This window comes from Paenibacillus qinlingensis (assembly GCF_013204845.1).
In the GTDB taxonomy this organism is placed as follows: domain Bacteria; phylum Bacillota; class Bacilli; order Paenibacillales; family NBRC-103111; genus Paenibacillus_E; species Paenibacillus_E qinlingensis.
Genome location: NZ_JABMKY010000003.1, coordinates 299,144 through 325,567, shown reverse-complemented (window position 1 = coordinate 325,567; position 26,424 = coordinate 299,144). Strand labels below are relative to the sequence as shown.

The window sequence follows — 26,424 nt, the reverse complement described above, 5'->3', positions numbered from 1 at the left end:
TCAGCTGTGTTATGATAGACCTATACGTATTGCATCGAAAGATCAGGAGTGACACCCATGACGATAAGCGAAACGAAAACGCCCGAGTATCACCGGACACATTTGAGGATGAGTCTGGTAATCCAAAAAGTCATTACGATGCATTACTTTGAGTTTGGTAAAGATTATTCCTTCAATGGGGAGAAGCACGATTTCTGGGAATTTCTCTATGTTGATCGCGGAGAAGTGGAAGTTCATGCGGATGATCAGCGTTATTTACTTAAGCAGGGATCCATTATCTTTCATAAACCCAACGAATTTCATAGCTTCTATGCGACCAAAGGAAAAGCCCCTAATTTAATCGTCATGACGTTCGACTGCCATTCGAAAGCCATGCAATTTTTTGAGCAAAAAGTGCTGCATTTAGAAGATGAGGAACGTAATTTACTGGCCCAAATCGTACGCGAAGGACAACAAGCCTTCGAATTTCCATTCGGTCATCCCCTTGTGCGCAGGCAAGATGCACCTGTGGGTAGTGAACAAATGATTCAAAGCTACCTAGAAATTCTCTTCGTGCGTCTGTTACGGAAATCTGTGCAAACGGAAGCCGATACCTCTCTCTCTACGGTCGCTAAGGAAAAGTCGGTCCATGATTTGACTAGCAGAGTCATGAGTTACATGGAGGCGCATATCGATGCACAGCTGACCTTAAACGAAATCAGTCAAGTGTTCTGTGTGGGTAAAACACAACTTAAGGATCTTTTCAAAAAACATACGAACTATGCACTTATGGAATACTTTGCCAAAATAAAAATCGATCGAGCCAAAATTCTAATTCGTGAAGAAACGTATAATTTCACTGAGATATCCAGGAAACTCGGCTTCAGCTCAGTTCACTATTTCTCCAAAGCTTTTAAGAAAGCAACCCTAATGAGTCCATCCGAGTATGCTAGAACGGTCAAATCCCGCATGTAAGCACTTATTCTACTTCATCGCACAAAAAAATCCCGAGAAACTGCAACTAGCAGTTCCTCGGGATTTGTCAGTTAGCTCACCTTTTTTACTCGTCTTCGTCTTCTTCCTCAATCTCATACGTGCACAGAAACCGCTCTACGCCCGGATATTTCTCACCAAGACTGCGAATCACGAATCCGACGTTACGATAAAATTGCACAGCTTCTTCATCCGTTTCCACTGTAATGCGAACCGGCTGCATATCATCAATAATTTCAAGCAGCATGCCGCGTCCGAAGCCTTCCCCTCTACTCTCAGGTTCAACAGCGAGGTGGCGAAGCGTCATTTCTTGCTTCTCGTTCAGCTCAAAACCGATGATGCCAACGGGTAAACCTTCCGACTCATAGGCAAATAACCATGTATTCTCATTATTTTCATATTGGCTGAGGGCTTCTTGCAGTGAATCGGGATCTGGAAACACGCTATAGCCCAGTAATTGTTGGATTTCACCTTCATGTAGGCGGGATTTCACATTTAATAACACGTACATTCACTTCTTTCTATATTCGTATATCTCTAATATTCTACTAATGCGTGCAGGCTGTCAACTCACGTCGATTAACATGCTATTTATCCTGACAATGGCTCTTTACGTACCGACCGAATGGCTAGTGGCACAGCGAATGCTACAATACTTGCTACTAATCCATAAACAAACATCCCATGAATGCCTGTGTAGAAGATGTCTGCTTTCGTTACAATCGAGCCCATCACCGTGACACTGACCGCCGTTCCGATGTTACGTGCGAATAGTTGCAGCGAGGTTGAAATCCCCTTTTGATGGGCCTCGACTAACTGTTGTGCACCGATTGTTGACACCGTAAACAGAAGTCCAAACGAGAGTCCGAGAATCGTAAGTGTGCTGAATACGTAACCGAACGAGGTACCTTCACGGATAAAAAATAGCAGAATGGCTGTGACGACAAGTAAAGCATTCCCCGTTAGCAGCAACGGCTTATAGCCGAAACGTATTACCCATTTCCCGCTCGGGATTGCGACAACCATCCACCCGATCGATGTGCCGAGCAGGGCAATGCCGCTTACAAATAGCGAATGACCTTGATTTTGCAAAAATAAGGGAATAAAACTGGACGTTCCGAAAAGAGCCGCACAGCTGAGAAATGAGCCGCCTATCATCAAAGCCACAGGCTTATTCCGCATTAATGTCATGGGAACAATCGGGGCAGCATGCCCTTTTTCATAGAAGAAAAATGCAATAAGCAGAACCACACCAACGGCACCATAGATGTAGGTATAGGAATGTACAACAGTAATTAGAAGTATGGACGATATCCCCGCGGCAAACAACAATGCACCCCAGTAGTCGATTACCGCTTTCTTCGGTTGATACACTTCTTTGTAAGGAAGCAAAGCTAGTAACGCAATGAGACATATCGGAACATTCACGAAGAAAATCCAGCGCCAGTTCAAATAGGTTACAAAAAACGTACCTAACGAAGGAGCTAAAATCGCCGATAATCCCCACATACCTGTGAAAAAGGCTTGAACCTTCCCACGCTGTTCCACGGGGTAGATATCTCCGGCAATAATAGATGGGAATGGCATCATTACCCCTGCGCCAATTCCTTGAATCGCCCTGAAAATAATGAGCTGCACCATACTATCTGCTAATCCGCAGAGGACGGAACCGCCAAGAAATAGGAGAATACCCGCGGCATATATCCGTTTGCGCCCAAATAAATCTGATAAACGCCCTGCTAAAGGGGCAAGTACCGTAGATAGCACCATATAAGAGGTAAACGCCCACGCATAAAGGCTGTTTCCACCAATGTCATTCACAATGATCGGCATCGTTGTATTAGCAATTGTCGTGTCCATTGACGCAACTAACATGGCCAGTACAATACTGACCATCACAGTAGTTCGATTACGCATGAATTGTCCTCCCTAAGCTGACTTTGACACATCTGTCCATTGTACCCCATTCCAGAATTGATGAATAGCAAGCGATTTACTCGGGATACAGACGAGTCTGGAAAATATATCTTTACAAATACCCTTTGCAGGTCTAAAATTAATCCAATATGTTTAGTGGGTAATGAAAAGAGGACATGACAACATGACTTTGAGTATTATTCTAATGGGTGTAATTGTTGGATTTCTGGTAGGAATGACAGGTGTTGGCGGTGCTTCCTTGCTGACTCCCATATTAATTTTAATTGGTATTCATCCTTCCATTGCTGTAGGAACTGACCTTCTTTATAATTCGATTACGAAGCTTTTCGGTACGATCCAGCATTGGCGGCAGAAAACGATCGACTTTAAACTTGTGAAAATGCTTGCCCTAGGCAGTATTCCAGGTGTCGTACTTGCCGTTGTGTTCCTGAAATTATTCGATTCTTTCTTCGATAATCAAGAAGTTATCATCAAGCACGCACTCGGTTATGTGTTGATTCTAGTAGCTTTTGCAACGTTGTTTAAGGTATTCTTCGGGCATCGACTGAAAGAAAATCGTTGGCAGCTCCAATCTTTAGAAGAGAAGCGTTGGTTAACAATTAGCATTGGCGCCGTTCTTGGCTTCATTGTTGGATTAACGTCCATTGGCTCAGGCTCCTTATATGCGATTGCTATGCTCTACTTTTTCAGAATGATTCCTGTACAGCTTGTGGGGACAGATATCGCGCATGCCTTCCTACTCTCCTCGACAGCAGGTATTCTACATGCCAGCATGGGGAATGTAAACTACACACTCGTCTTTAATCTTCTCATCGGTTCCATCCCTGGCGTACTCCTAGGCAGCATGCTCGCAACGAAAGCACCTACAACTGTACTTCGTACGATTATTGCCACCTTAGTATTAATTAGCGGCCTTAAATTAATTTAAAGTTGAAGCAGAGCCATAGGCTCTGCTTTTTTTGTATTCGAAGACTCGAATCCCCTGTCGGATTCTGCGGTTGCCTGGGAAATAACCGGTTTATTTCCGGCCGTCCCGTGCCTATTTTTCCATACAAATAGGCGTAAACCTACACCTTGAGACTAGTCTCTCTCATACCCTGTGAAGAACAACATGTGATCATAAAGGAGCGCTACTGCACATGCAGCGACTAATGTGTAAAGGGAAGATACATCGTGCGACTGTAACGGAAGCCGATTTGGATTATGTAGGCAGTATTACGATTGATGGGCTGCTGATGCGCAAGGCCAATATACATCCGTATGAAATGGTTCAAGTCACTAGTCTGCGCAATGCAACTCGTTGGAAAACGTATGCGATCCCTGCGCCAGATGGCTGTGGCAAAATCGGATTAAACGGCCCGCCTGCCCACCTCTTCTCTCCAGGAGACCTCGTGATCATTCTCAGTATGGGACTTATGGATGAAGAGGAGATTCGCACGCTCAAACCACAGGTCGTTTTCGTTGATAGTCATAATCAACTCCTTCAAGTGGAAGAACACGATCTCGTCATTCAAAGGCAAGAAGAGAAAGCGAATGAGTAATCTATCCACGAGCAAATGGACCAAACATAAAATACTGCGAAGATCAAAGAGACTGAATGCTCATCTGCCTGAAACGGAATGGTTGAGCGAGAACAGTTTCATGCGACTCATATCCAAATACGGTCAAGTCATCATTAAACCGACAGGCAGCTATGGCGGCAATGGTGTTATACAAGTAAGAAGTTCAGGAAACTCATCCTATGAGGTTCAAGATGGATCTAGAACTCGAACCTATGCAGATCAAGATGCCATTTCTACGTTTATCAAGAAAAAAGCAAACAACAGTACTATCGTTCAACAACGGATTCCTCTTGCAACCAAACATGGACGTCCCTTTGATCTTAGAGTTATGGTACAAAGACATCCGAAAGCGGACTGGCAAGTAACAGGCATGCTGGCCAAAGTAGCTGGCAAAGGCTACATTATCACTAATATTCGCAGGAGCGGCGGTCGCGTTGTCACCGTAGAGAAGGCTATACAGGGATCTGAGCTTCAGAACATGCAGACTTCCGCACTCCTTGCGGAGCTGCGTTCGGTTGCACTACTAGCAGCCGATCAGCTCGCTCCTTCCTATCGTTGGGTCAAAACAATGGGGATCGACATGGCCTTCGATAAGCAAGGACGTGTTTGGATTATCGAAGTGAATTTTGCCCCTATGCTCGAGTTATTCTTGAAGCTGCCTAATAAATCTGCCTACCATACAATCAAATCATTTCATGCACGTAGGAAGCAAACATGATCGCTCCTACTAGAGACGCTGAGGAGGTCCAGATATGAAACAATGGGAGCTGCATTGCTCACGATGTTCTGCAAAACTGCCCTTCCGCTATCAAGACATGAAATGCACATGCGGCGGCACTTTATTAGTTAATTATGATATTGAGCTCGTTGCACAAACTTTTACGAAATCATCCCTTGCGCTACGTTATCCTTCTATGTGGCGGTATCACGAACTACTTCCCATCCACGATCCGTCCCATATCGTTTCATTAGGTGAAGGTTGGACCCCTTTGCTGCGATTGCCAGATTGGGAGAACAAGCTATCACTAAAACGATTGTGGATCAAACGAGAAGAACAAAATCCAACAGGCAGCTTTAAATCAAGGGGATTTTCGGTGGCGGTTTCCTTATTGAAACAAGCTGGAGCAACGAAAGCTGCTGTTCCTTCCAACGGAAATGCAGCAAGCGCTTTAGCCGCATATGCAGGAAGAGCCGGCATTCAAGCGTTTGTTTTCATCCCGATGGACTGTCCCTCTCTCATAGTCGATGAATGCCCGATGTACGGAGCAACGACTATACTCGTTGATGGCTTTATTCATGATGCTGCCGCGATCATCGAGTCAGGCCGCACGGAACAAGGCTGGGTGAATGTCGGCACATTGAAAGAGCCTGGCCGTGTTGAAGGCAAAAAAACGATGGGATTTGAGCTCGCGGAGCAGTTGGACTGGACGTTCCCCGATGTGATCATCTATCCTACGGGCGGTGGTTCGGGCATTATTGGCATGTGGAAAGCATTCAAGGAATTGAAGGCGTTAGGCTTCATTCATTGCGACATGCCTCGATTCGTTTGTGTACAAGAAGAGGGCTGTCAGCCTATTGTGGATGGTTTGAATACATCATTGGGGGGATCACCCTCGAGTGTATGCAACACGGCTTCGCCGCCTGTTGGGGACAAAATTATTCCCAATCCAACAGGAATGCGCGTTCCCAATCCGCCGGATTTGGAACTGCTGCTGTCGATTGTCGAGCAAAGCGGTGGAACCGCCCTCGCGGTGTCTAAAGAGCAAATTGCCCAAGCCACGCATAGCTTAGGCTCGGAAGGTATTTCCTCTTCTCCCGAAGGCGCAGCAACATGGGCAGCGATGCTTGCCCTTAGTAGCAAAGGCTGGCTTCGCCCCACGGACTCTGTGGTACTATTTAACACTTCGCATGCGATGAAGTATGCAAAGCTTGGGACAAGTGCGGCTATTCCCATCATACGGACTTATGATGACTTTATGCTGTATCGGAACATCTAGCTTTGTTTGATGGTGGGTGCCAGAGATAGTCGATTTTTTCGACTATCCCACTGCCTTTTGCTTCCCTTGGGCTAGAGATAGTCGATTTTTTCGACTATTTCACTGCCTTTTGCTTCTCTTGGGCAGGAGATAGTCGATTTTTTCGACTATTTCACTGCCTTTTGCTTCTCTTGGGCTGGAGATAGTCGATTTTTTCGACTATCTCACTGCCTTTTGCTTCCCTTGGGCCTGAGTTAGTCGATTTTTTCGACTATCTCGGCGCCTTTCCCTCACTTGCTGCGATGCAAAAGTACTATGGCTTTTTCAGTGATCAGGAATTGCTTGCTCATTCCAAAAGAACTCATACTCCTTCTCAAACAAATCAATCGCCTCCTAAACAAATAAAAACGCCGCCAACTCCTATAAACAGGAGCTAGCGGCGTGTGCCTCAAGCATGAATCATTGCTATCTTATTGACCTAAATTATTTTCCTCATACAAACGGTACATCGCTTGAATCAACGGTTCTGCTGGATCACGATTCAATAAGTATAATGTCATTAAATATTGAAGCGGAAGTGCACAAGTATTGTTTCCATCTTCGACAGCAACAAAACCAGCTTCAAGTACCGGACCATGTTCCTCATGAAGCTCTAGATCTACGTAGATCTTCTGTTCAGGGAACTCCTCGCGAACGGCTGCCGCACAATAAGGAACAATATGCTTGTCCAACAGTTCTTTGGCTTCATCTTCGGATTGAGGCGGATTCGGAAGAAGATGACTCTCTTCGCTTCTCAACAAATCAACGAAGAATGAGGACATCCACAGACCTGCATTTGGATTGGTTTGGAAATTTCGCATAATTTCATTCAAGAAAAATCCGCAAGCTGTGGACTTCTCGTCTTTTTTGAGTGTAAAAGCAAACATCGGACCGTAGGTTGGGTTATTGCCAATTTGCCCATCGACTTCATACTCTGGGAATTGTTCTTTTACAATTTCTTGGATATGTTGGAACCATGTAATAATGACTTGGGCCTGATCACGTTCTGGATCATGTTCAATCTCTTCGGTTGCTTGTGTTTCGATATCTTTGTCTGTCATTGTCGTTATAGCCTCCTGAATCATTCTTAATGGCACGAATATTTCTATTGTAACGCATTTACGCCAGTTCAGAAAGTATATGTTGTAATTTACATGCCAGCATGCAATCTCAAGAAGCAACTAGCTTCATCATGAGGATACCGACCATCGCAATCGCTAAGCCGGATTGTTCTAGTTTCGAGAATTTATCCTTCAAAATAAATCGCGTATACAACAATACGATCAGTACATTCAGAGCGACAACCGCCGAAACCAATCCGGTAATTCCGTTCGCAAATCCATGAATGATAAGAATCATGCCCATGACATTCGTAATACCAACGCCCATCCCAAATAGGAACGTTTTGCGTTCTGTCCAAGCACTTACCCCTGATTGCTGCGCAGCGCCCATCTTCTTATCTTTCCACCACCAGATGGCGAAGCAAATCGTGCCTGTTGCGAACATAAAAAACAAGGTAGGAAATAATGACGCATGAACTAGCGTTGTCCATTTACTGGACAAGTCGTTGGCTGCAAATAAGAGGAGCGCGATCACACCCCAACCCGCACCTTGTAGGTTTTTCAAAGTAATGTCATTGGAATACCTGACGAATAAAATGCCAATGACAATTACAACAAAAGCAAACAGCTGAAGCAAGTTCAGCCGTTCACCCCAAAGAATATATGCAAATAGTACAACTACAACCGATGGTAATCCTGTCAAAATGGCAACTAAGGAAGCCTTACCGACGGCGAAGCCTTTAAACATGCTGGCATTGGCTCCAAAAGAGAACAATCCCATTTGAATCCCAATAAGCGCCGATATTTCCCATTCCGACTGCCACATTAAGGCACATGCTAAACTTACGACCGCACCCATAGCAAAGGTGCCGCAGAGCAGTACATTTCGATTCAGCGATTGCTGACTTGACCAATGATATAAAATTCCTCGCAGCCCAAAACATAGGGCCGCAAGGACGGAAAATAGTAACCACATGATGTTCGTTACCTCATTCTTTCTTTATTAAAAATATTGATTTATTTCTCTGTTAATCGGACTAATATCGCATCCCCGTTAGCGGATACTTTGACCTCAGCAAACTTGGCATTCTGTTCATACGTTCTTCCGGTGCCTTCTGGGATAAAGAAATTCTCGATACCATACTTAATTCCTTCATACCCTTCTCGTTCACCATTCAAGCGGACTTCATCAGGGGCAAGTTGTTCTCCAGCCTTATACTCCCTACGAAACTCATACACAGTTGAATCTCCATTTGGTGCTAGAACAACGGCTATTTTCCCTTTGGAAGTCCGTTCTTCTAGGTTATCTTGATAGATTGGAGGCTCTGAAATCGTATAGCGCAGACGAACATAATCCCCTTGAATCAAGGAACGTGGGTCCAACGGCTGCAACTGCAACTTGATCAGCTTCCCGTGACTGAGTAGATACTCACTCTTACCAATCTGCAAAGACATAGCCGCTATTTGAAGTAACACTAGTAAGGCTATAATCCAACGATTCGTACCATAACCAGTTTGCAGAAGCGAACCATCGTCTGGTTCAAGTCCCTTCTTCTTCTCAATCCATACTGTGATTCCTATGATCAGAATACCGATTATCGCGAAGCTAATGGATTTATGCAGAAGCTTCCACGCCAAATCGTAATATTTGTATACAAGGAAAGCGATCCAGAAGCCCATCGACCAATCAAATATCCATTTGATATGAAGCTTTCGACTTATCAGAACTGCCGCTAGAACAAGTACAAAGAATAGGACATTCGTAGTATAGTACCAGCCTGATTCTGTGATAAAGGTTAAAGAAAACAGTGCTAACAAGAAAGAAGGATAGCTGCTGTATAATACGGGCTCACGGAATGTTGATAGACGAATAACCTGACCACCAGCGAACAGCAGGAAGAGCAAACCAGCAAGAATACTAAGAACAGCAACGCCGCTGTTGTTCCAATCAAATAGGACAAAGGCTAAGATAATTATTGAAGCTAGGAAGAAAAGTATTCGTGTAATCAATCCCTGTAAAAATACAAAAGCCACAAGTGTTAAGGCTAAATAGATGAGCAGCATTAATGTTTTGTCTGTAACAACAGCAGCACCAGTACCCAACATGAGTCCGCTTATCAAAATCGTAAATCGAGCTAATACATTGAACCCTCGTGCGGCTAGCATCCCAATCACAGCTAGAAAACCATATCCGATTAAAATATTTGCAGGCTCATCAAACCCCAACACAACCGTCACGAGCCCAATCAGTGTGAAACTTCCTAAAAGGGAACCGATGATAATGACAGAAATCGTAAGCACACGTACGATCCACTTGGTGAAGTCTCCGTCGCCTTTGGTTGCCGTTGTTGATTCTACATCTGTTCCCGTTTCACTATTCTCAGCCGATGGCTTCCAAGCGCGCACATAGTTCATAAACATCACATTCGCACCGATAAACACGATAACGAACAACAAGCTCACAATAAAGAACAGTTCATTATGGTACTCAATAATCAATTCAACATACTTCGTAGTAATCGCGGCTGAAATCCAAAGCCCTGCGAACAGTAGATAGACTTTACTCTGTGTTCGATGTGCATATAGGACGGCTGCTGCCAGCGCTGCAATGAGCGGCAAGTTCATCCAAATCCCATAGTTCTCGAACATATGGGACACCGACATAATAACGAATATACAAAGTGTCGCTTGAAAGGTCACCCATTTGAGGAATGGGGAATGCAAGAGGCCCTTCTCAAACAAGACGAACAAGGCGCCGTTCACGATGGCAAGCCCTAACCAGATGACGAGTGTAGCTCCCTCGGCTTCGGAAAAACTCCCCCATTTGGGAAAGAAGAACAGTCCATAAGCGAGATGTCCAAGTATATAACTCAAGACATAATAGGGCTGCCACCTTGTAAGGATCGCATACAGAACAGCTGGTATAGACCACACTAGAAACAAACTATAACTATCCGCGTGTGAGTTGTAGGTTTGGCCGATCAACCCGACCCCAACTCCGAAAGAAATACAGCTGGCAAACAAGCTTAACTTACTTAGAAACTCTCTTCCAACCTGGCGGGAAAGCCAAACGGATAACCCGTAAAACCCTAATATAAGTACAAATATAGGAATAAATTTCTCTAATCGGTTCAACTTCTCCCAGTTAGATGCAAAGAAGTAACCAATAGCAGTTAAAAGAGCACTAGCCCCTAGAACATAACCAAGTTGGACCATGATTTTGTTGGAATTCATGCTGTTCATCTCCTCTCTTACTCTGCTTCTAATTCTACAGGAGATCACCGATTTGAGAAGTACTATCTATTCCTAGTACCTGATCTTTAGCCTATGGAAGAAATACGACCGTCCGCTTCGTTCTCTGCAGCATGACTTCCTTGTGAATGATGTACCAGTTGCTCATAAATGCCTTGACGTGCAAGCAACTCCGCGTGTGTGCCTTCTTCAACAATTTCCCCATGACTCATCACAATAATACGATCGGCATGCATAATGGTTGAGATTCGATGTGCGATCACAATGGACGTTCTTCCTTCAGCAACAATGTTCAAGGCCGTTTGAATCAGCTGCTCGGTTTGTGAATCCAAATTCGCCGTAGCCTCATCTAAGATAAGAACCTTGGGTTGGAATACGATAATACGTGCAAAAGAAATCAATTGCCGTTCACCTGCCGACAACCCGCTGCCCCTCTCGGAAATTCGAGAGTCATACCCGTCCTTCATCCGTGTTATGAGCGCATCCGCACCGACCAATTTGCAAGCTTCAATGACAGTCTCACGTGAAATCGATTGGTCAAACATCCTTACATTTTCAAAAATGCTGCCTGCATATAGATAAGGCTCTTGCTGGACCAAACCAATCGTTCGATGGAGATCTGTCTGTGAAATGTCCCTAATATCAATACCATCTAACCGTATAGCGCCTCCCTGCACGTCATAGAAACGGCAGAGTAGACTGATCAGAGAGCTTTTGCCCGCACCTGTGGTGCCTACAACACCAATCATTTCCCCAGGAGCGATATGTAAGTCCAAATCTTCAATGACCGCCGTATCCTTCTGATACCCGAAATGAACATGATCAAACTGAATGTCTCCTTGGACATTAACCAGCGGAATCAATTCTGAAACCTCTTTGTCCTTTACTTCCGGTTGCGACGCGAAAATATTCCAAATCCGACTCATGGATACTTGGGTAGATTGAAGTGTATTCCATTGCTGAGTGATGTTATTAATAGGCTGAAAAAACTGTCTAATATACGTAATAAACGCGTAAAGCACACCAAACTCGATCGCTTTATCGAAGACAGCAATACCGCCCACCCAAGTAATAAAAGCGATCGATAAGTTCCCCAATATGTCAAAAGAGCGGTTAAATAACACACTAGTTCGGATCTCTCTTAGATTGGCTCTGAAATACCCAGTGTTCTTATCCGTAAAGCGACTCATTTGCTCCTTCTCTTGATGGAACGCTTGAATAAGGTGCATACCTGATAAGTTTTCAGCTGTGAACGCTACCATTTGCGATAACTTGGATCGTGAGAGCTGATACGTTTTGCGCATATATGTACGGAAACCTACCGCGATGAGAACAATGATAGGAATGACGATCATGCTATATAACGTTAGCATTGGATCCAAATGATACATGAGCACGATAATAAAAATCAACGTCATGCTGTCACGAACTAAGCTTAGGAGCACTTGTGTGAAAAACTGATTCAACGTTTCCGTATCGCTGGACACATGTGTGATCAGACTTCCGCTCGGCGTTTTGTCATAATACGACATCGATTGCCTGAAAATATGTTGAAATAAATCCTTCCGGATTTTGGCTACAATGCTCTGACCTGCGAATTGCAGCAAATTATTTTGAATGTAACTGAAAAACATGCTTGAGATGGATAATCCCCCGTACAGCAAGCAAATCATGATCAGTGCGCTGAAATCATTTTTCCCGATCATGAGATTATCGTCGATCGCAATTTTGACCAAATAAGGTTGAAATAGATCTGCCGCGATACCTAACAAGGCGCATACGACAACAGCAGCAAATGTGAGCTTGTGCGGTTTGGCGTACACAGCTAACGAACGAAAGGAAGCTTTCGATTGACTCTGGTCTTGTGGACGTTTATTCCGCTTGAACATCGTCGTTACCTCCTTCTTGAATAGCATACAGCTCCGCGTATAAACCGTCTTGGGCTAACAGTTGATGATGGGTGCCCCGCTGAACAATTCTTCCTTCATGCAGCACGATGATTTCATCGGTGTGCTTAAGAGCAGAGATCCGATGTGCAATCCAGATCGTCGTCTTATTCGTTCTTTCTTTCCTAATCGCATCAATAATGTGCTTTTCTGTTACCGAATCTACCGCACTGACGCTATCATCTAGAATCATCAAAGGAGAATCTTTAATAATTCCTCTTGCTAAGCTCGTTCGCTGACGTTGACCACCTGACAAGGTTACCCCGCGTTCACCTAGCTTCGTCTCAAACTTTTCTGGAAATGACACAATGCTGGACAATATTTGTGCTTTATTGGCAGCACGTTCCACTTGTTCTATAGAGGATTCCCTTTTGAAGAAGGCAATATTATCCCGAATGGATGTACTGAACAAAAAGCCCTCTTGTGGCACGTAAGCGATTTGATTCCGCAGACTTTCAAGCGTCACATCACGGATATCACTCTCTCCGATCCAAACTGTTCCTTCGGGCGGATCGTAGATTCGCAGCATGATTTTCATCAACGTGGATTTCCCACTGCCCGTTTTGCCAATAATACCGATCGATTTCCCTGGTTCAATGGTCAGTGAGATATCATGAAGCACTTCATCCTCATCATCCGGATAAGCAAATGACAGATGCTCGATACGAATCTCTTCCTGATCTAGGTGTGTTGGCTGAGCAAGCTCATTCTGTTTAATGTCGGATTCCTTCGCTAATAGTTCATTGACTCGCTCTAAAGAAGCTCGTGAACGCTGCAGCGCATTAATGACACGCCCAATTTGCTGTAAGGGATTCACCATCATCCGAATATACAACGTTAACTCAACGAAATGACCAATCGTAATACGGCCATGAATCGTCAAATAGCCCCCGAAGGCAATCGCAATAATTAGCGATACCGCACCCAGAAACGGAATTAGCGCTTCAAATAACGAGGAAAGTCGGACTAACCGAAGCTGATTGTCACGAATCCGATCGACCGTTTCGCTAAATCTGCTAATCATGATGGGTTCTACTGCGAATTTCTTCGCAACACGGATGCCTCCAAACTGCTCTTCGGCTGACTCCGTCATCGTTCCTAATGCTTCCTGAACTTGTAAGGAACGCTGTTTAATGACTGGCTGGAACTTAGCCGATAACACAGGAATGAGTAATAAGGGCACGATACAGATCAGAATGACGTACAACGGAATGGAGCTAAATAACATTGAAACAATCGCAGCCGCAATTAAGATGACCGAGTTCACAATCTGGTTGATCCCCAAGGAGATGGACTCTCGAATAACGGTCACATCATTCATCACATAACTCAGCAGTTTACCGACGCCATTTTGAGAATAAAAAGTTGCTCCGAGCCGGGTAAAATGATCGAATAACCGATTTCTCGTTTCGAACTCGAAACGCCGACCGCTCCGCATAATCATGTATTGTCCAATCGCGCACAATACGCCAAAGGTCACGCCAATTACTAGCAGCTGCACGCTGTACTGTGCAATTAAACTTTTACTTAGTCCACCCTTCTGGAGCTGGTCCGTAAACATGCCTAACAATTTGGGATAGTACGAGTGAACAATATTCCCTACCGAAATCAAGAGTGCGGCGATCACATACACCGGCCAATTCTTAAGCAAGAAATCAACCAATAACCGTGTAGGCTTCAAAACGACATCACTTCCCATTACAATTTTGACTCGCTTGTAAGTCTTTCTCCATGTATTAAAAACGTCCGATCCATGCATTTCCCAGTATACGCCTATTGAGTACTACTTCCTATATCAGATATTGACGTTATAATAAGAGAAGTCGTCATAAATTTACATAGACCTATAGGAGGTGCAGGATCATGGACTTTATTTTAGATCGAATCGAAAATAAAATTGAGTTTTTTCAGGCTTATGATTTAAAAACGCTTGAAAAGAAAATCAATGATCAAGTCGACAACAACAAGGCGCTAATGCTCGATGTTTATGCCATCCAGCACAACATCGTATTCGACCCGAATGCGGGGAAGATGCTATATAGCGCTGTTGTTCATTTCAAAGTGAAATAGCATGACGATGAAGCGCATCATTACGGAATCGGGTGGCCACTTATATTTCGTTCCCGAACTGCCCATTTATGTAAATCGTGTTCATGAATCCTTCGACTTGCAACAGCATACCCATGATTTCATTGAAATCAGCTATGTGGCAGAAGGCAGAGGTTCCCATTATATAGAAAATGTCAGTATGAATGTTACGAAAGGCGACCTCTTCTTCCTGCCTGTTGGCATATCCCATGTGTTTCGTCCCGCATCTACGAATCAGAACAAACCGCTCATCGTGTATAACTGTATTTTCACGCAGGCATGGATGAACCAATTACTTCAGCATGCAGTGACAATGGGAGAGCAAGAAATTCCACTATTTTTCCAAAAAGCAACCGATCCTCATGACGGTGTAGACTTCCTATCATTTCATGAACAAAATGGTGAATTTCAACCGTTGTTTGAACGATTACATTTCGAGTATAAAGCTAGGCGTACTGGTTTTATTACTGTTATGCAGTCGTGTGTTGAGCAATTGTTCGTCTATATGCATCGCGCGAAGTTTGATCGGCTCCCTCAAGTTCCTCAAACTAGTATGAACAGCATCGAAAATTTGCTGACTTATATTCGAATGAATTGCAGCAATCCGATCACGCTTGTCGAGGCAGCTGCAAAGCTTTCATTGAGTGAACGCCAGCTCCAACGGCAATTGAAAAAGCTCACAGGTATGAGCTTCACCACGTATGTGCAGCATGCCCGGTTGGAAGCGTGTTGCCAGTATTTACGCGAGTCTTCCGATAAAATTAGCGATATTGCTGCTCTTGTCGGCTATCAAGACATGAAATTCTTCAATCAGCTTTTCAAAAAAATGATCGGTGTCACGCCAAGACAATATCGTCAGCAGCAAGCTGAGCGCAAAAAACCACTCACATCAATTGAATGAGAGTGGTTTTTAATTTGTTAAAGATCCGACATAAATTGGAAAGTCAAATCACCGAAACCTGGCAATCCTTCATGTCCGAAATCAGGGAAGATTTCTAGTTTTTTGTTTGCAGTGATTTTATTGTAAGCAGCAAATTGGGTAGACGGCGGGCATACAGTGTCCATGAGACCTACGGCCATCATCACATCGCCCTGAATACGATTAGCTAGGTATTGAATATCAATGTAGCCCAATTTCGTGAAATATTCTTCCTCACGTTTGTGCTGTGGGTCATGACGACGGAAGAAGTCTTTCAACTCTTGGTAGGCATCTTTCGCCAAATCCATCTCCCATACGCGCTTATAGTCACTTAGGAACGGATAGACGGGTGCTAGTTTCTTGATTCGTGGCTCAAGCGCTGCACATGCAATCGTTAAAGCTCCGCCTTGCGAACCTCCCATTGCACCTACACGTGCAGGGTCAACTTCAGGCATATTCATCGCAATACCAGCAAGCTGTGCAGTATCTAAGAAAATATCACGGAATAAGAGCTGATCCGGGTGATCGTCCAATCCACGTACAATGTGTCCTTTTAGGGTCGTTCCTTTGGTTCCGCCAACATCTTCCGAGAATCCACCTTGACCACGACAATCCATGGAGAAGAAGGAATAGCCAAGTGCTGCGTAAGAAAGTTTATCGTTCCAATCACCAGAATTACCGGAGTACCCGTGGAATTGAACAATCGCTGGATGGGGTTCGGTCACGTTCTTCGGACGAATGTATTTCGCGTAAATGCGAGCACCCTTTACACCTGTGAAATACAGGTCGAAGCAGTCCGCATATGGTACTTGAAATTCACTTGGGCGAAGCTCGATTTGGGGATCTACCGCCTTCATTTCAGCGATTGCGCGTTCCCAGTACGCATCAAAATCTTCGGGTCTTGGATTTCGTCCTTCGTACGTGTGTAGCTTTTCTAAAGGATAATCAATTGCAGGCATGTGTCCATCCTCATTTCCATGATTTTATGCGACCGTATAGGAAGTGAAATCTATCTTTTCACCATCAATTAGTGGACCGATTTCCTCCGCTCGATCGCCGCTTAACAACAACGTGTGATTAGATAAGGAAGTATATGTAATCGTGTTATTTGCACCGTATGTAGGTTGCTTGTCTTCCATCATTTGAGCAAAATGGTAAACATCGCGAATGCCGAGTGACTCTGCATTGGCTCTGTCAAGGCACTCAACGACGACTGCATTCGTTCTCCCCCGACTCGTTACAAAACAACGATCCTCCAGAACCTCACGACGATACGGTTGCTGGATGTATACAGCCATCAAGGCGTTGCCTACCCGTCCAAAAATACCACTTGGTGACTCGATCCACTCACCTAGCGGCAAGCACCCTTTGATATAGTCAGGCTGGTTCTCTGGTACAGAATAAGAAGCCATAATCACATTTTTATGAAAAAGCACTTCTGTGTATTCGCTCTGATGGCGCAAATCTCCTTCTGGCTGCTCCAAATCCGGATGGAAAAAATAAACATGATTCACACCTTGCACATGATCTAACGGGAACGCAACATCCCAGCGATGCTGTTCGTTGTCGAACTCACGAATTCGTTCCCATATACCGCCCATTGCAAAGCTTTCTGTGAAGTATACATAACTATGGAGATGATCACTCTCATGCTGGGCTTGACCGATTTGTTTAGGAGTTTGTCGTTTAATCTCGACGGGTACTGGTGACCGATGCAAGGCAACTTGAATGGATTCTGCTGGAGCTTCATAAGCAAGGAATCCCGCATATTCGGTTCTTGGCATGTGAGCCGGCAGCTCGAAGTCCCCAAATTGCACATAATCGTGCAGCACATTCGTATCCTTAGGCATATCATGCGGCCAAATCCGCGCGTGTGGACCTACCCAGGCACCACCTAAGTAGAACGTTGCGCGTTCGCTCCATAAATAGTCCAGCATGCGAGCAAGCTCGCTGCGGATGGCAGTATCTTGAATCAACTGCCACGCACAAGTGAACGCCTGCACCCAATGCCAGAACCATGGAAGTCCGCCGTATTCCGTCATTCCATTGGCAATTACTCGTTTGAGTGTCAATTGCAGACTTTCGTACCCATCTTGGACTAAAGCGGCATCTTCATACCGTTGTCCGAAAATTAGCTTCGCAGCCGTATATTTCGCTTCGTGATGACCATAACTTGTTAGCGGTTTCCGATAAAAGTTGCTCTCGTAAATATGACGAAGTGTTGTATCAAAAGCCACGCGGAGGGCTTCACTCAACTGCTCTTGATAGCGCTGAGCAAAATAAACCATCAAGCTCCCCATGAGCTCTACTGGCAATGTATTCTTAGATGCCTCTTGAGGCGTTGGTCTTAAGTTGAGTGGCCAATGACCATAAGTGCTACTAGCTGGATCTTGATCTTGAATCTCAAGTAGATGGAGGAGAACACGTTCTGCTTTCTCCTTCGCCTCTTTGCGATCGCCATCGAAAGCAATCGTGGAATCCACAGAAGCAGCGAAAAGATATGATGCGTAATAGAAATTGTCACGCACGTCCCCTTCAAAAAGAAAACCGTTGCTCAGAACGGGCTGTTTATAGGCTGCATGTGCAATATTGGCAATAATCTCGTCTTGGCGTTGCTGTATCGTAGTCAATTTGTCATCTCCTATTGAGGTACATATGAAGCTTATTTGTTTCAGTATCTAATTCAAAGAAAAAATCCTCCAATTGAAACGTTTCACTTCACCAATTTTATATGTTAATAAATGTAGCGTCAATGCGAATTTAAGGGGATTGCTGGTTGGGTTGGGTTGCTTACACTTCTTCAAGAGGCTCCCTTTCGTCTCCTGAGCTTGCGCAAACAGATTAACTGGATAATGTACAGCTATTTCGCTTAAATCCCCCCGAAAAATCGGATTAGATGTAAAAAATGCAGTTAATTTCTTCACTATTCCTCAATTAGGATAAATCAGCTGAAATTAACTTCAGAAAATCCATCTAATTTCCATTTCAACAGAATTCCCCAAGAACTAACTGTATAAAATCCATCTATATCTATCCCCGAACGTACAAAACTAATTTAAACACTTCCCTCTCATCTCTTAGTCTACGAAAGCATATCGTCACTTCCATCATCCATTTCATTTTGATGTCAACCATCTCCTGCCCATGAAAAAGAACCTCCGCAATCCTGCGGAGGCCCTCCAACTTGTTTTATCGAATTAGCGAATAAATATCCGTGTACGCATACCCATGAGCCTCAGCGACCGCTTGATACGTGACATGACCTCGTGCCACATTAATCCCCTTGGCGATGGCTTTGTTGTCGAGAGCAGCACGCGCGAAGCCTTTCCCCGCGATTTGCAGACCATAGCTGGTCGTGACATTCGTCAACGCCAATGTAGAGGTGCGCGCCACGGCTCCCGGCATATTGGCTACCGCATAATGGATGACTCCATGCTTCACATAGGTAGGCTGATCGTGGGTCGTAATGCGGTCGATTGTCTCGATCGATCCCCCCTGATCAATGGCAACGTCGATGATTACACTGCCTGCACTCATCGTTCTTACCATCTCCTCGGTCACGAGCCGAGGTGCGCGAGCACCAGGAATCAGTACCGCCCCAACAACGAGATCCGCACGTCGTACGACCTCAGCGATGTTATAGGGATTGGACATGACCGTTTTCACTCGGCCCTGAAATTGATCGTCCAATTGACGAAGTCGGTCGGCATTCAAGTCAATGATTGTCACGTCAGCACCGAGGCCGATGGCCATTTTGGCCGCATTAGCTCCGACAATACCGCCACCAATCACAGCTACTTTGCCCGGCTCAACGCCAGGGACACCACCGAGCAGAATGCCTTTGCCACCGTGAGCCTTCTCTAGAAAATGAGCACCGATCTGCACAGACATGCGTCCAGCCACTTCACTCATCGGCGTTAGGAGCGGTAAACTGCCGTTATCGAGCTGGATCGTTTCATAGGCGATAGCTGTTACATTTTGACTAACAAGGGCATACGTTAATTCCGCTTCAGGAGCAAGATGCAGATACGTGTACAATATCAATCCATCATGAAAGTAGCCATATTCCTCAGGCAGAGGTTCTTTCACTTTGACGACCATCTCCGATGACCATACCTCCGCTGCGGTTGCAACGATCGTCGCACCTGCCACCTCATAATCTTCATCTGTGAAACCAATGCTGTATCCTGCCAACGTTTCAACCCGTACTTCATGTCCTGCCTGTTTGTATGAAAGCACCGAGCTCGGTGTCATGCCAACGCGAAACTCATTATTTTTAATTTCTTTAGGAACGCCGATAATCATGCCCCATCAACCTCTCTTGAGGACCCCCTAACGCAAGGATCGCTCTCTACTTGTCTCCAAGTATAAGAGAGAATCTGGATCATGCCATTAGACAATTTGTCAAAATACTTCTGCTTTTCTTTTCACAATTTCTTCTCTGGATGAAGCAGCTGATAGGCTCTGATTCCTACTTGCAGCGCCAATCTTTTCTCAGGAAGCATATAATCAGCGCCAAGCAGCTCTTCTATTTTGTCCAATCGATAATAGAGAGATTGTCTCACGATAAAAAGTTGCCCAGCAGCGATTTGCTTCGACCCATCATGGTCAAGATACACTTTAAGCGTTCGCAGCAGCTCGCTGCCTTTCTGGCTATCGTGATCAATAATCGGACCAAGATAGGATCGCACGAATGACGCTAGAACTCCTTTGTCACCGATATGAAATAACAGCTCAAATACGCCGAGCTCATCATAAAACATCACATTCTTCTGCTGCAGCGTAACGGTTAATGACAACGCCTGGAGTGCCTCTTGGTAGCTGCGATGCGCATTCAAGAGTCTTTGTATTGGCTGGCCAATACCAGTCTTCAATCGGGTCCCTGCGTGATCCTTTATCCCTTGAAGCGACTCAAGCACATGCTGCAAGCGCTCCTTCGCTGGCTTATTAGGAGCTTTATCGAAGGCTAGAACGACAAGTCTGTTATGTTTTAACGTAATTAAGGGATAGAAGTGCTGCCCCTCAAAAATCGATCTAGCCGCAAGCGACAAATGCAGCCCTGTAGATTCAATCCCATCATCTTCCAAGGTCTGGCCTTCTTCTTGCTCCTGCTCAAATTCGATCAAAACGACTTGATAGGTTAATACATTGAGACGTTTAAATTCAGCACCGATCAGATCCTTGATCTGCTCCTCCTCTAGAATGCGCATATGAAGCAGATCATCCACCCACAGGGTTTGCGAATACAATTTTCTTTCTTCCATGTACCGTTTCCGCAACAAATCCTGTGCAATAGACAGGGAGGCTGAATCTAGAATTAAATACTCATATTCCAGCGGCTTACGATCAAGTACTAGCAGAATGTGTGCCCAAGTTTTGCCCATAGCTCCAACAGGCTGAACGATAACGGATTGGCCTTCTATGTCTTCAAAATACAACCCTGCCCCTGTTTCATCATATCCAGTTTCTGTACTTCTGCTTGCTAGGAAAGCCAGCCATTGCCCTGACTCCCGTTTACCAAGCGGCGGAGTGAATTTCGGCCCAGCATCGACTGGCACATAAATAACTTGACCTTTGGTGCTGCTTTGCAATAAAGCAAGCACGTGTGTGACACCTTGGGAGGTCAATGTCATGCGATGGAATTCGCGCGATATTTTCTCCAAATCCTGAAGTGCTTTGTGATGCTGATTGATAACATGAGCATGGATGTCCTGTGTGATATCAATAAATCGAACCGCTTCTGGGAAAATAATGAGCGGGAAATCGTGAGCCTCTGCCGCATCTATCCATTCTTGAGGAACTGAACTTATATAGTGTCCCATCTCCATACAGAGACAGGTTACGTTTCTGTGGATGAGCTGCTCAAAATAGGTCATGAACGATTTCGTGTCGTTCTTGAAGGCAGCCCCCGTCGTTAGAATCATCTCGCCACCTTGCAGCAGTTGTTCAAACTGAATTACCTCGATGATATGAACCCAGCGGACCAATCGGCCTAAACCCATTTTGCCAGCCGCGATATAGGCATGTTGAAAAGATGGACGTGCTAAGACCTCTTCAACAGTTAATTGATAGTTCTGATGCATGTGAACTCACTTCTCTCTACTCGTTCTCGTTCTCGTTCTACGCTTCGCCAAAAGTTATCCACAATCTTTGTGAAGGAGTATTTGTGGATATATCAGTTTAGTGTTCGTTAAGCTTCATGCTAAGTGTACACGAAAACCCAAATGGTTTCATATACTCACGCTAACATCTGCTTTCGAACATGAAAACGCCGCCAGCTCCAATAACAATGAGCTAGCGGCGTATGATCCATGCGTACAATCAACTTCTCCTAATTACAATTCCTTCGAATGCGAATGTCTGATCCCAAGCACTTCCTCATTCGCTTGACGAACCAATTCCGCGAACTCTCCATAGGGCTCATCTGCAAGATCAAGCAACCCATAATTCCCAATCAAGCCTTGCGGATTCCCATAGTCATACATGGCGAACCAATGTGTTCCCACAACACAGGGTATACGCGCCGCTTCTTCCACAAAGTTGCGATACGTTTCGCCCCTGCGAGCTTGAGACCGGACAAGAACATTACGGGCACCGTTCGTATTGATCAGAAATCCTGCTTCCGCGCCAGCGCAAAAGCTGAATTCCGTGATCATCATCGGTAATCCGGTTCGAGTATGAATGTGACTCATCCACCGTTCAGGCAAGTCGAAGCTGTAAAAGTTCAGCGTAATCACATCAGTATAATCTTTCATTACATCAAAAACAATCTCAGGCGTACTCGTTCCAACCATCCTATCCCCCAGGTTTAGCCGGTTTGGATCGTATCGTTTAAGCGCTGCCGATGTCGTTTGGTAATACACTTCTGCAATCCGACGAAGGAAAGCCATTTTATCCGCTCCCAGCGCTTCCGGATGATCCGCTCGGTAAACCGCAATATGCGCCAAATCTTCAAAATCCGTATATTCCGCTCCCCAAGTCTCATTCAAAACCTCAATCGAGTTGTGATGTTTCTTCAACATCTCGATCCAAGCCAACTTGCCGTACCCGCTTGCCGGCTGTTCCAAATAGTCGTCAACTAAGCTCGTATCGTTAGCGCCGTTGCCAGGGTCATTGTTGCCCCATTTGCCCCCGTGTCCCCACCAATGTATTTCATTATCGGTATAATACCCAATAACGCCCGGATCGTTCAGTAGCGCTTCGCCACGTCCGCTCATAAAGCAATCCAGACATGCGCGTTCCACAGAAGCATGAAATTTGGGGTCGAAAACATCAGGGAAGCCTGTCCCCCAATCCGTATTCACCTTCGGCGCAAATCTAGACATGCGGATTTCAACGGTTTTCGGAATGCCGTTTCCCCAAAAGTAGGGTTCATGCCAAGCGCCTAATGTGTTGAAGCCGAACTGCCCAACCTGACTTAGCTTTTCCTTAGCCCATTTGGGAAACCATTCGCGATTCCCGCCATATTTGTGTACCAGATCCGTTTTCAGCCAATGTGCCTGATCCACAATCTGATTATGTACACCATTTACACCTACAGAATAGAAAGGTTTGTTTTGCGGCGATATAAACGACCAATTTCCGTTGGATTGCTCTACTTTATAGAATTGACTCATGTTATTCCTCCTATGAGCTAATCAATGAGAACGCTTTAATTTCATTGTAGGAGAATTGGACCTGCGTCACAATGAGGTCATGGCACGATATATATCGGAATCGTCGGAAAATGAATCTGACTTAACGTTCCATTCGTTTTTTGAATTCAGCGGGAGTTAAGCCAAACTGATCTTTAAATACCTGAGAAAAGTGAACACTGTTATCGTATCCTACATCGTGTGCAATCTCATAAATTCGCTTATCGGTGCCAAGCAGCAACTCTCTCGCTTTTCCCATCCGTATTTGAATCAAATAGTTCCAAACCGTCGTACCCGTTTCCTGTTTGAATAAATGGGCGAAATGATTCCTGCTTATCGCAACCCGGTCTGCAATTTCCTGCAGATTTAGCTTATCCGCGTAATGGTCGTTTATGAATGCTTTTACTTCTTCTATCGCCCTGCGGGAAGGTTGGTCCTTAACAGCTTGCGTGACTGCAAAAATACGCTGTGCCCCTTCCTCCAGACGGCGTACTGCACACAACCGAAAATAGCTGCGCACTTTATTCTGCAGAATCGTCTTCTCCCAGAGGCCCAAATCCTTACCCTCTTGAAGCTCGATCTTTACCTTTTCTTTCTTGAGCTCTTCCACAATCATTTCCAACCATGCCATGGAGAGTGGATTTAACAGATAGAATCGGTCCCCTGCTAGAGTCTCCAACATTTCCAAAGTATCCACGACGAGAAGCGGAAGCGTCTCGAGTTGAACCGTCTGGATTTGCAGCACCCAACGCTGCAGCATATCCTGATGATGAGGAATCGATCGCATGAACAGCATGGCGGCTTCCGCTCGCCGCTGCGAGGCAACCTCACCGATTGCACGGGCAAGTGCTCCATTCAACTGCCCCTGGTCCACAGGCTTGATAATATAATCGATAGCTCCGAGCTGCATGCTTGTTTTGGCAAATTCAAATTCATCATAGCTGGAAACGACCACAGAAATCATCCAGGGATATCTCTCGTTGACCTTCGCAATCAGATCCAATCCGCCCATTAGCGGCATTTTGACATCCGTCACGCATATATCCGCGTAATGTTCTTCCAACCATTCCAGTGCCTTCACACCGTTGGCTGCCAAGCCTGAAACAACTGTTTCCTCGCTGAACTGCTCGATTTTGCTGGTCAAACTCGACCGAATAAGGTGCTCGTCATCTGCGATAAGTACACGGAACATTTCGGCTATCGCTCCTTTTGCTTGTTCAATCTGTAGGGAATCCTTACGGTAACCTTAACGCCCCCATGACGGCTTCCTTTATCTATTTCCACTCCTACACCATTCATCTGGTAAAAGGCTTGCAAACGGAAATGAACGTTTAAGAGACCGACATTCGTGAGCGAGGCGTATTCTTCTTCCGATGGCGTCACCTTAAGCAGTCGAGTACGGAAAGCTTCCAGCCGCTCTTCGTCGTAGTTTTTCCCATTATCCTCAAAAATGATAGAGACGAAGTCACCGTCCCGCTGCGCAGATACCTCCAAACGGGTCGGCTCACCGGTGGTTTCAATGCCGTGCTTGATCGCATTCTCAGCAATTGGCTGAAGAATAACTTTTAAACAGAGTACCTCTCGGCAGTCATCTGGGATATGAATCCCATAGCTGACTTCCTCTCCGAAACGGATTCGGCTTATATTCATATAGTGACTGACATGAGCAATCTCATCCTCCAGCTTCACAAGCATATCCTGGTAGTTGGATGTGTATCTAAGCATGCGAGATAACGAGATGGAGGTCTTCTCGATGTCCGTATGTCCAGCTAAATGAGCCATAGAATTAATTGATTCTAGTGAATTATATAAAAAATGAGAGCGAATCTGAGACTGCATCGCAGAGAATACGGCTCGTTGCTGCATCAACTGTGTCTCCGTCAACTGTAGGATCGAGTCTTCGAGTTCATTTAACATCCGGTTAAAGGAATGGCTTAAATCTGACACTTCGTCCGTACCTTCAATATGAATGCGATCCCTGAAATTACCATACTGAGCCCGCTTCATATGGGATCTGAGCTTGGACAACCGGCTTGTGATCGAAGTGGCAACCAACGCGACAAGAATGATGGCAAGTATAATCCCCGTCGATGCGATCCCGATTGTGACGTTTCGAACCCTAATGATACTGGACGTAATATCTTGATTGGATAATATGGCGACTGTTTTCCAACCAGTGTAAGAGATCGTATCGAATACAATCAGCTGTTGTGTTTCTTTCCGAAGGTAAGTACCGCTTTGCGCAGTCAATTGTTCGGTAATATCAGGTTCCAGAACGCTGCCCACTTTCGATTGATTCTGGTGAACCAAGATGGTTCCATCTGGTTTGGCAATAAGTCCTAAACCTTTATCCCCAAGCTGCATCTGGTTGAGAATGGTTTGCACTGGTTCTAATGAGATATCCATCTTCAGGAATCCTTTGGCATCAGGCTCACCGAATTGTCCAGCCATCGACAAGATAAGCACTTGCTCCGGATTACTTTTATAGTTCACGTATGCGGTACTTTGAACGACACGATGATGAACCTTCTCAAGCCGACCGACTTCACTCAACCATGGCTCGTTGGCCATCGAATAATCCTTAGATAACCCAGAAGTGAGTGCATAATTAAATTCGCCGCCCCTATCCGATAACATGGATATGGACATGATCTCAGGCTGGCGCACAAGAAAAGACCGCAAGTAATTACGTTCCAAAGAATGGAAGCCAGAAATAAGCTCGAACCTGTCCGTTGGATCAACTTTGAGCCACTCCGTGAACTCATTGCTTGTTCCAAGAACCAGGAGTCCACGCTCGTATTCCATGTACTGTCGGTTCAGATTGAGATTGGCTTGGCGCAAGATTTGCTCACTGAAATGTGATACGTCCTGCCTTATGGTCCGGGACGTATCATAATAGCTGAAAAACCCGATCATCGACACCATTGACACAATGATAACGATGAGCAGGCTAACCAGCTTCCACTTTAAGGATGCATGTATTTTCTTCCACACTTCTGCGTCTGCACCCCCATACAGGTGAAGAAGAACAACCCTC

The 26,424-nt window shown here is 45.0% G+C and carries 21 protein-coding genes; 7 read left to right on the top strand and 14 right to left on the bottom strand.

Features of this window, described 5'->3' with window-relative positions; translation table 11 throughout:
- Positions 1-57: 57 nt before the first annotated feature.
- Complete coding sequence (locus tag HQN88_RS08080; protein ID WP_173109908.1) at positions 58-954, top strand: AraC family transcriptional regulator; 897 nt, start codon at positions 58-60, stop codon at positions 952-954.
- Between the two features lie 85 nt (positions 955-1,039).
- Here HQN88_RS08080 and HQN88_RS08075 read toward each other — a convergent pair whose 3' ends face one another.
- Positions 1,040-1,483 (bottom strand): GNAT family N-acetyltransferase, encoded by a 444-nt coding sequence (locus HQN88_RS08075; RefSeq protein ID WP_216855661.1) that lies wholly within the window; start codon positions 1,481-1,483, stop codon positions 1,040-1,042.
- An 80-nt stretch (positions 1,484-1,563) separates the two neighbouring features.
- A complete protein-coding gene (locus HQN88_RS08070) occupies positions 1,564-2,889 on the bottom strand; it encodes an MFS transporter (protein ID WP_173109906.1) in 1,326 nt (441 codons plus the stop codon).
- Positions 2,890-3,073: 184 nt separating this feature from the next.
- Here HQN88_RS08070 and HQN88_RS08065 point away from each other — a divergent pair, with 184 nt between their 5' ends.
- The 4 genes from HQN88_RS08065 to HQN88_RS08050 all read left to right on the top strand — a co-directional run bounded on the left by HQN88_RS08065 (position 3,074) and on the right by HQN88_RS08050 (position 6,469).
- Positions 3,074-3,838, top strand: a complete 765-nt coding sequence (locus tag HQN88_RS08065; RefSeq protein ID WP_173109904.1) for a sulfite exporter TauE/SafE family protein — start codon at positions 3,074-3,076, stop codon at positions 3,836-3,838.
- A gap of 211 nt (positions 3,839-4,049) precedes the next feature.
- A complete protein-coding gene (panD, locus tag HQN88_RS08060; RefSeq protein WP_173109902.1) occupies positions 4,050-4,451 on the top strand; it encodes an aspartate 1-decarboxylase in 402 nt (133 codons plus the stop codon).
- Complete coding sequence (locus HQN88_RS08055; protein WP_173109900.1) at positions 4,444-5,190, top strand: YheC/YheD family protein; 747 nt, start codon at positions 4,444-4,446, stop codon at positions 5,188-5,190. Before panD ends, HQN88_RS08055 begins: the two co-directional genes overlap by 8 nt.
- A 34-nt stretch (positions 5,191-5,224) precedes the next feature.
- Positions 5,225-6,469 (top strand): threonine synthase, encoded by a 1,245-nt coding sequence (locus tag HQN88_RS08050; protein ID WP_173109898.1) that lies wholly within the window; start codon positions 5,225-5,227, stop codon positions 6,467-6,469.
- A gap of 449 nt (positions 6,470-6,918) precedes the next feature.
- On the opposite strand, the gene HQN88_RS08045 is transcribed toward HQN88_RS08050, so the two are convergent.
- The 5 genes from HQN88_RS08045 to HQN88_RS08025 all read right to left on the bottom strand — a co-directional run bounded on the left by HQN88_RS08045 (position 6,919) and on the right by HQN88_RS08025 (position 14,427).
- A complete protein-coding gene (locus HQN88_RS08045; protein WP_056614876.1) occupies positions 6,919-7,548 on the bottom strand; it encodes a hypothetical protein in 630 nt (209 codons plus the stop codon).
- Between the two features lie 109 nt (positions 7,549-7,657).
- Positions 7,658-8,524: a DMT family transporter gene (locus HQN88_RS08040; protein WP_173109896.1), complete on the bottom strand. Its 867-nt coding sequence runs from the start codon at positions 8,522-8,524 to the stop codon at positions 7,658-7,660.
- A 41-nt stretch (positions 8,525-8,565) separates the two neighbouring features.
- Positions 8,566-10,830, bottom strand: coding sequence for a GDYXXLXY domain-containing protein (locus HQN88_RS38325; RefSeq protein ID WP_274318774.1), 2,265 nt, complete (start codon positions 10,828-10,830; stop codon positions 8,566-8,568).
- Between the two features lie 38 nt (positions 10,831-10,868).
- Positions 10,869-12,689, bottom strand: a complete 1,821-nt coding sequence (locus HQN88_RS08030; RefSeq protein ID WP_173109892.1) for an ABC transporter ATP-binding protein — start codon at positions 12,687-12,689, stop codon at positions 10,869-10,871.
- Positions 12,673-14,427 carry an ABC transporter ATP-binding protein gene (locus tag HQN88_RS08025; protein ID WP_420794139.1) on the bottom strand — a complete coding sequence of 585 codons (1,755 nt, stop codon included), beginning with the start codon at positions 14,425-14,427 and terminating at the stop codon, positions 12,673-12,675. Before HQN88_RS08025 ends, HQN88_RS08030 begins: the two co-directional genes overlap by 17 nt.
- Before the next feature lie 182 nt (positions 14,428-14,609).
- On the opposite strand from HQN88_RS08025, the gene HQN88_RS08020 reads away from it, so the two are divergent.
- Positions 14,610-14,816 carry a YrzA family protein gene (locus HQN88_RS08020; RefSeq protein ID WP_056614891.1) on the top strand — a complete coding sequence of 69 codons (207 nt, stop codon included), beginning with the start codon at positions 14,610-14,612 and terminating at the stop codon, positions 14,814-14,816.
- Between the two features lies 1 nt (position 14,817).
- Positions 14,818-15,735, top strand: a complete 918-nt coding sequence (locus HQN88_RS08015; protein ID WP_173109890.1) for an AraC family transcriptional regulator — start codon at positions 14,818-14,820, stop codon at positions 15,733-15,735.
- A gap of 17 nt (positions 15,736-15,752) precedes the next feature.
- Here HQN88_RS08015 and HQN88_RS08010 read toward each other — a convergent pair whose 3' ends face one another.
- The 7 genes from HQN88_RS08010 to HQN88_RS38320 all read right to left on the bottom strand — a co-directional run bounded on the left by HQN88_RS08010 (position 15,753) and on the right by HQN88_RS38320 (position 26,381).
- Positions 15,753-16,712, bottom strand: coding sequence for an acetylxylan esterase (locus HQN88_RS08010; RefSeq protein ID WP_173109888.1), 960 nt, complete (start codon positions 16,710-16,712; stop codon positions 15,753-15,755).
- Positions 16,713-16,736: 24 nt separating this feature from the next.
- A complete protein-coding gene (locus HQN88_RS08005; protein WP_173109886.1) occupies positions 16,737-18,383 on the bottom strand; it encodes a hypothetical protein in 1,647 nt (548 codons plus the stop codon).
- Between the two features lie 559 nt (positions 18,384-18,942).
- The gene (ald, locus tag HQN88_RS08000; protein WP_173109884.1) at positions 18,943-20,058 is read right to left on the bottom strand and encodes an alanine dehydrogenase; all 1,116 of its coding nucleotides are present in this window, start codon (positions 20,056-20,058) and stop codon (positions 18,943-18,945) included.
- A gap of 122 nt (positions 20,059-20,180) precedes the next feature.
- Positions 20,181-21,836, bottom strand: a complete 1,656-nt coding sequence (locus tag HQN88_RS07995) for a PucR family transcriptional regulator (protein ID WP_173109882.1) — start codon at positions 21,834-21,836, stop codon at positions 20,181-20,183.
- A gap of 252 nt (positions 21,837-22,088) precedes the next feature.
- Entirely contained in the window at positions 22,089-23,369 is a 1,281-nt protein-coding gene (locus tag HQN88_RS07990) for a hypothetical protein (RefSeq protein ID WP_173109880.1), read from the bottom strand.
- A 121-nt stretch (positions 23,370-23,490) separates the two neighbouring features.
- Positions 23,491-24,579 (bottom strand): helix-turn-helix domain-containing protein, encoded by a 1,089-nt coding sequence (locus tag HQN88_RS07985; RefSeq protein WP_173109878.1) that lies wholly within the window; start codon positions 24,577-24,579, stop codon positions 23,491-23,493.
- Positions 24,580-24,584: 5 nt separating this feature from the next.
- Positions 24,585-26,381 carry a cache domain-containing sensor histidine kinase gene (locus HQN88_RS38320; RefSeq protein WP_173109876.1) on the bottom strand — a complete coding sequence of 599 codons (1,797 nt, stop codon included), beginning with the start codon at positions 26,379-26,381 and terminating at the stop codon, positions 24,585-24,587.
- Positions 26,382-26,424: the final 43 nt, after the last annotated feature.

Coding starts and splice junctions, on each gene's coding strand:
- HQN88_RS08080 (WP_173109908.1), top strand. CDS start 58: ATGACGATAAGCGAAACGAAAACGCCCGAGTATCACCGGACACATTTG.
- HQN88_RS08075 (WP_216855661.1), bottom strand. CDS start 1,483: ATGTACGTGTTATTAAATGTGAAATCCCGCCTACATGAAGGTGAAATC.
- HQN88_RS08070 (WP_173109906.1), bottom strand. CDS start 2,889: ATGCGTAATCGAACTACTGTGATGGTCAGTATTGTACTGGCCATGTTA.
- HQN88_RS08065 (WP_173109904.1), top strand. CDS start 3,074: ATGACTTTGAGTATTATTCTAATGGGTGTAATTGTTGGATTTCTGGTA.
- panD (WP_173109902.1), top strand. CDS start 4,050: ATGCAGCGACTAATGTGTAAAGGGAAGATACATCGTGCGACTGTAACG.
- HQN88_RS08055 (WP_173109900.1), top strand. CDS start 4,444: ATGAGTAATCTATCCACGAGCAAATGGACCAAACATAAAATACTGCGA.
- HQN88_RS08050 (WP_173109898.1), top strand. CDS start 5,225: ATGAAACAATGGGAGCTGCATTGCTCACGATGTTCTGCAAAACTGCCC.
- HQN88_RS08045 (WP_056614876.1), bottom strand. CDS start 7,548: ATGACAGACAAAGATATCGAAACACAAGCAACCGAAGAGATTGAACAT.
- HQN88_RS08040 (WP_173109896.1), bottom strand. CDS start 8,524: ATGTGGTTACTATTTTCCGTCCTTGCGGCCCTATGTTTTGGGCTGCGA.
- HQN88_RS08030 (WP_173109892.1), bottom strand. CDS start 12,689: ATGTTCAAGCGGAATAAACGTCCACAAGACCAGAGTCAATCGAAAGCT.
- HQN88_RS08020 (WP_056614891.1), top strand. CDS start 14,610: ATGGACTTTATTTTAGATCGAATCGAAAATAAAATTGAGTTTTTTCAG.
- HQN88_RS08015 (WP_173109890.1), top strand. CDS start 14,818: ATGACGATGAAGCGCATCATTACGGAATCGGGTGGCCACTTATATTTC.
- HQN88_RS08010 (WP_173109888.1), bottom strand. CDS start 16,712: ATGCCTGCAATTGATTATCCTTTAGAAAAGCTACACACGTACGAAGGA.
- ald (WP_173109884.1), bottom strand. CDS start 20,058: ATGATTATCGGCGTTCCTAAAGAAATTAAAAATAATGAGTTTCGCGTT.
- HQN88_RS07995 (WP_173109882.1), bottom strand. CDS start 21,836: ATGCATCAGAACTATCAATTAACTGTTGAAGAGGTCTTAGCACGTCCA.
- HQN88_RS07990 (WP_173109880.1), bottom strand. CDS start 23,369: ATGAGTCAATTCTATAAAGTAGAGCAATCCAACGGAAATTGGTCGTTT.
- HQN88_RS07985 (WP_173109878.1), bottom strand. CDS start 24,579: ATGTTCCGTGTACTTATCGCAGATGACGAGCACCTTATTCGGTCGAGT.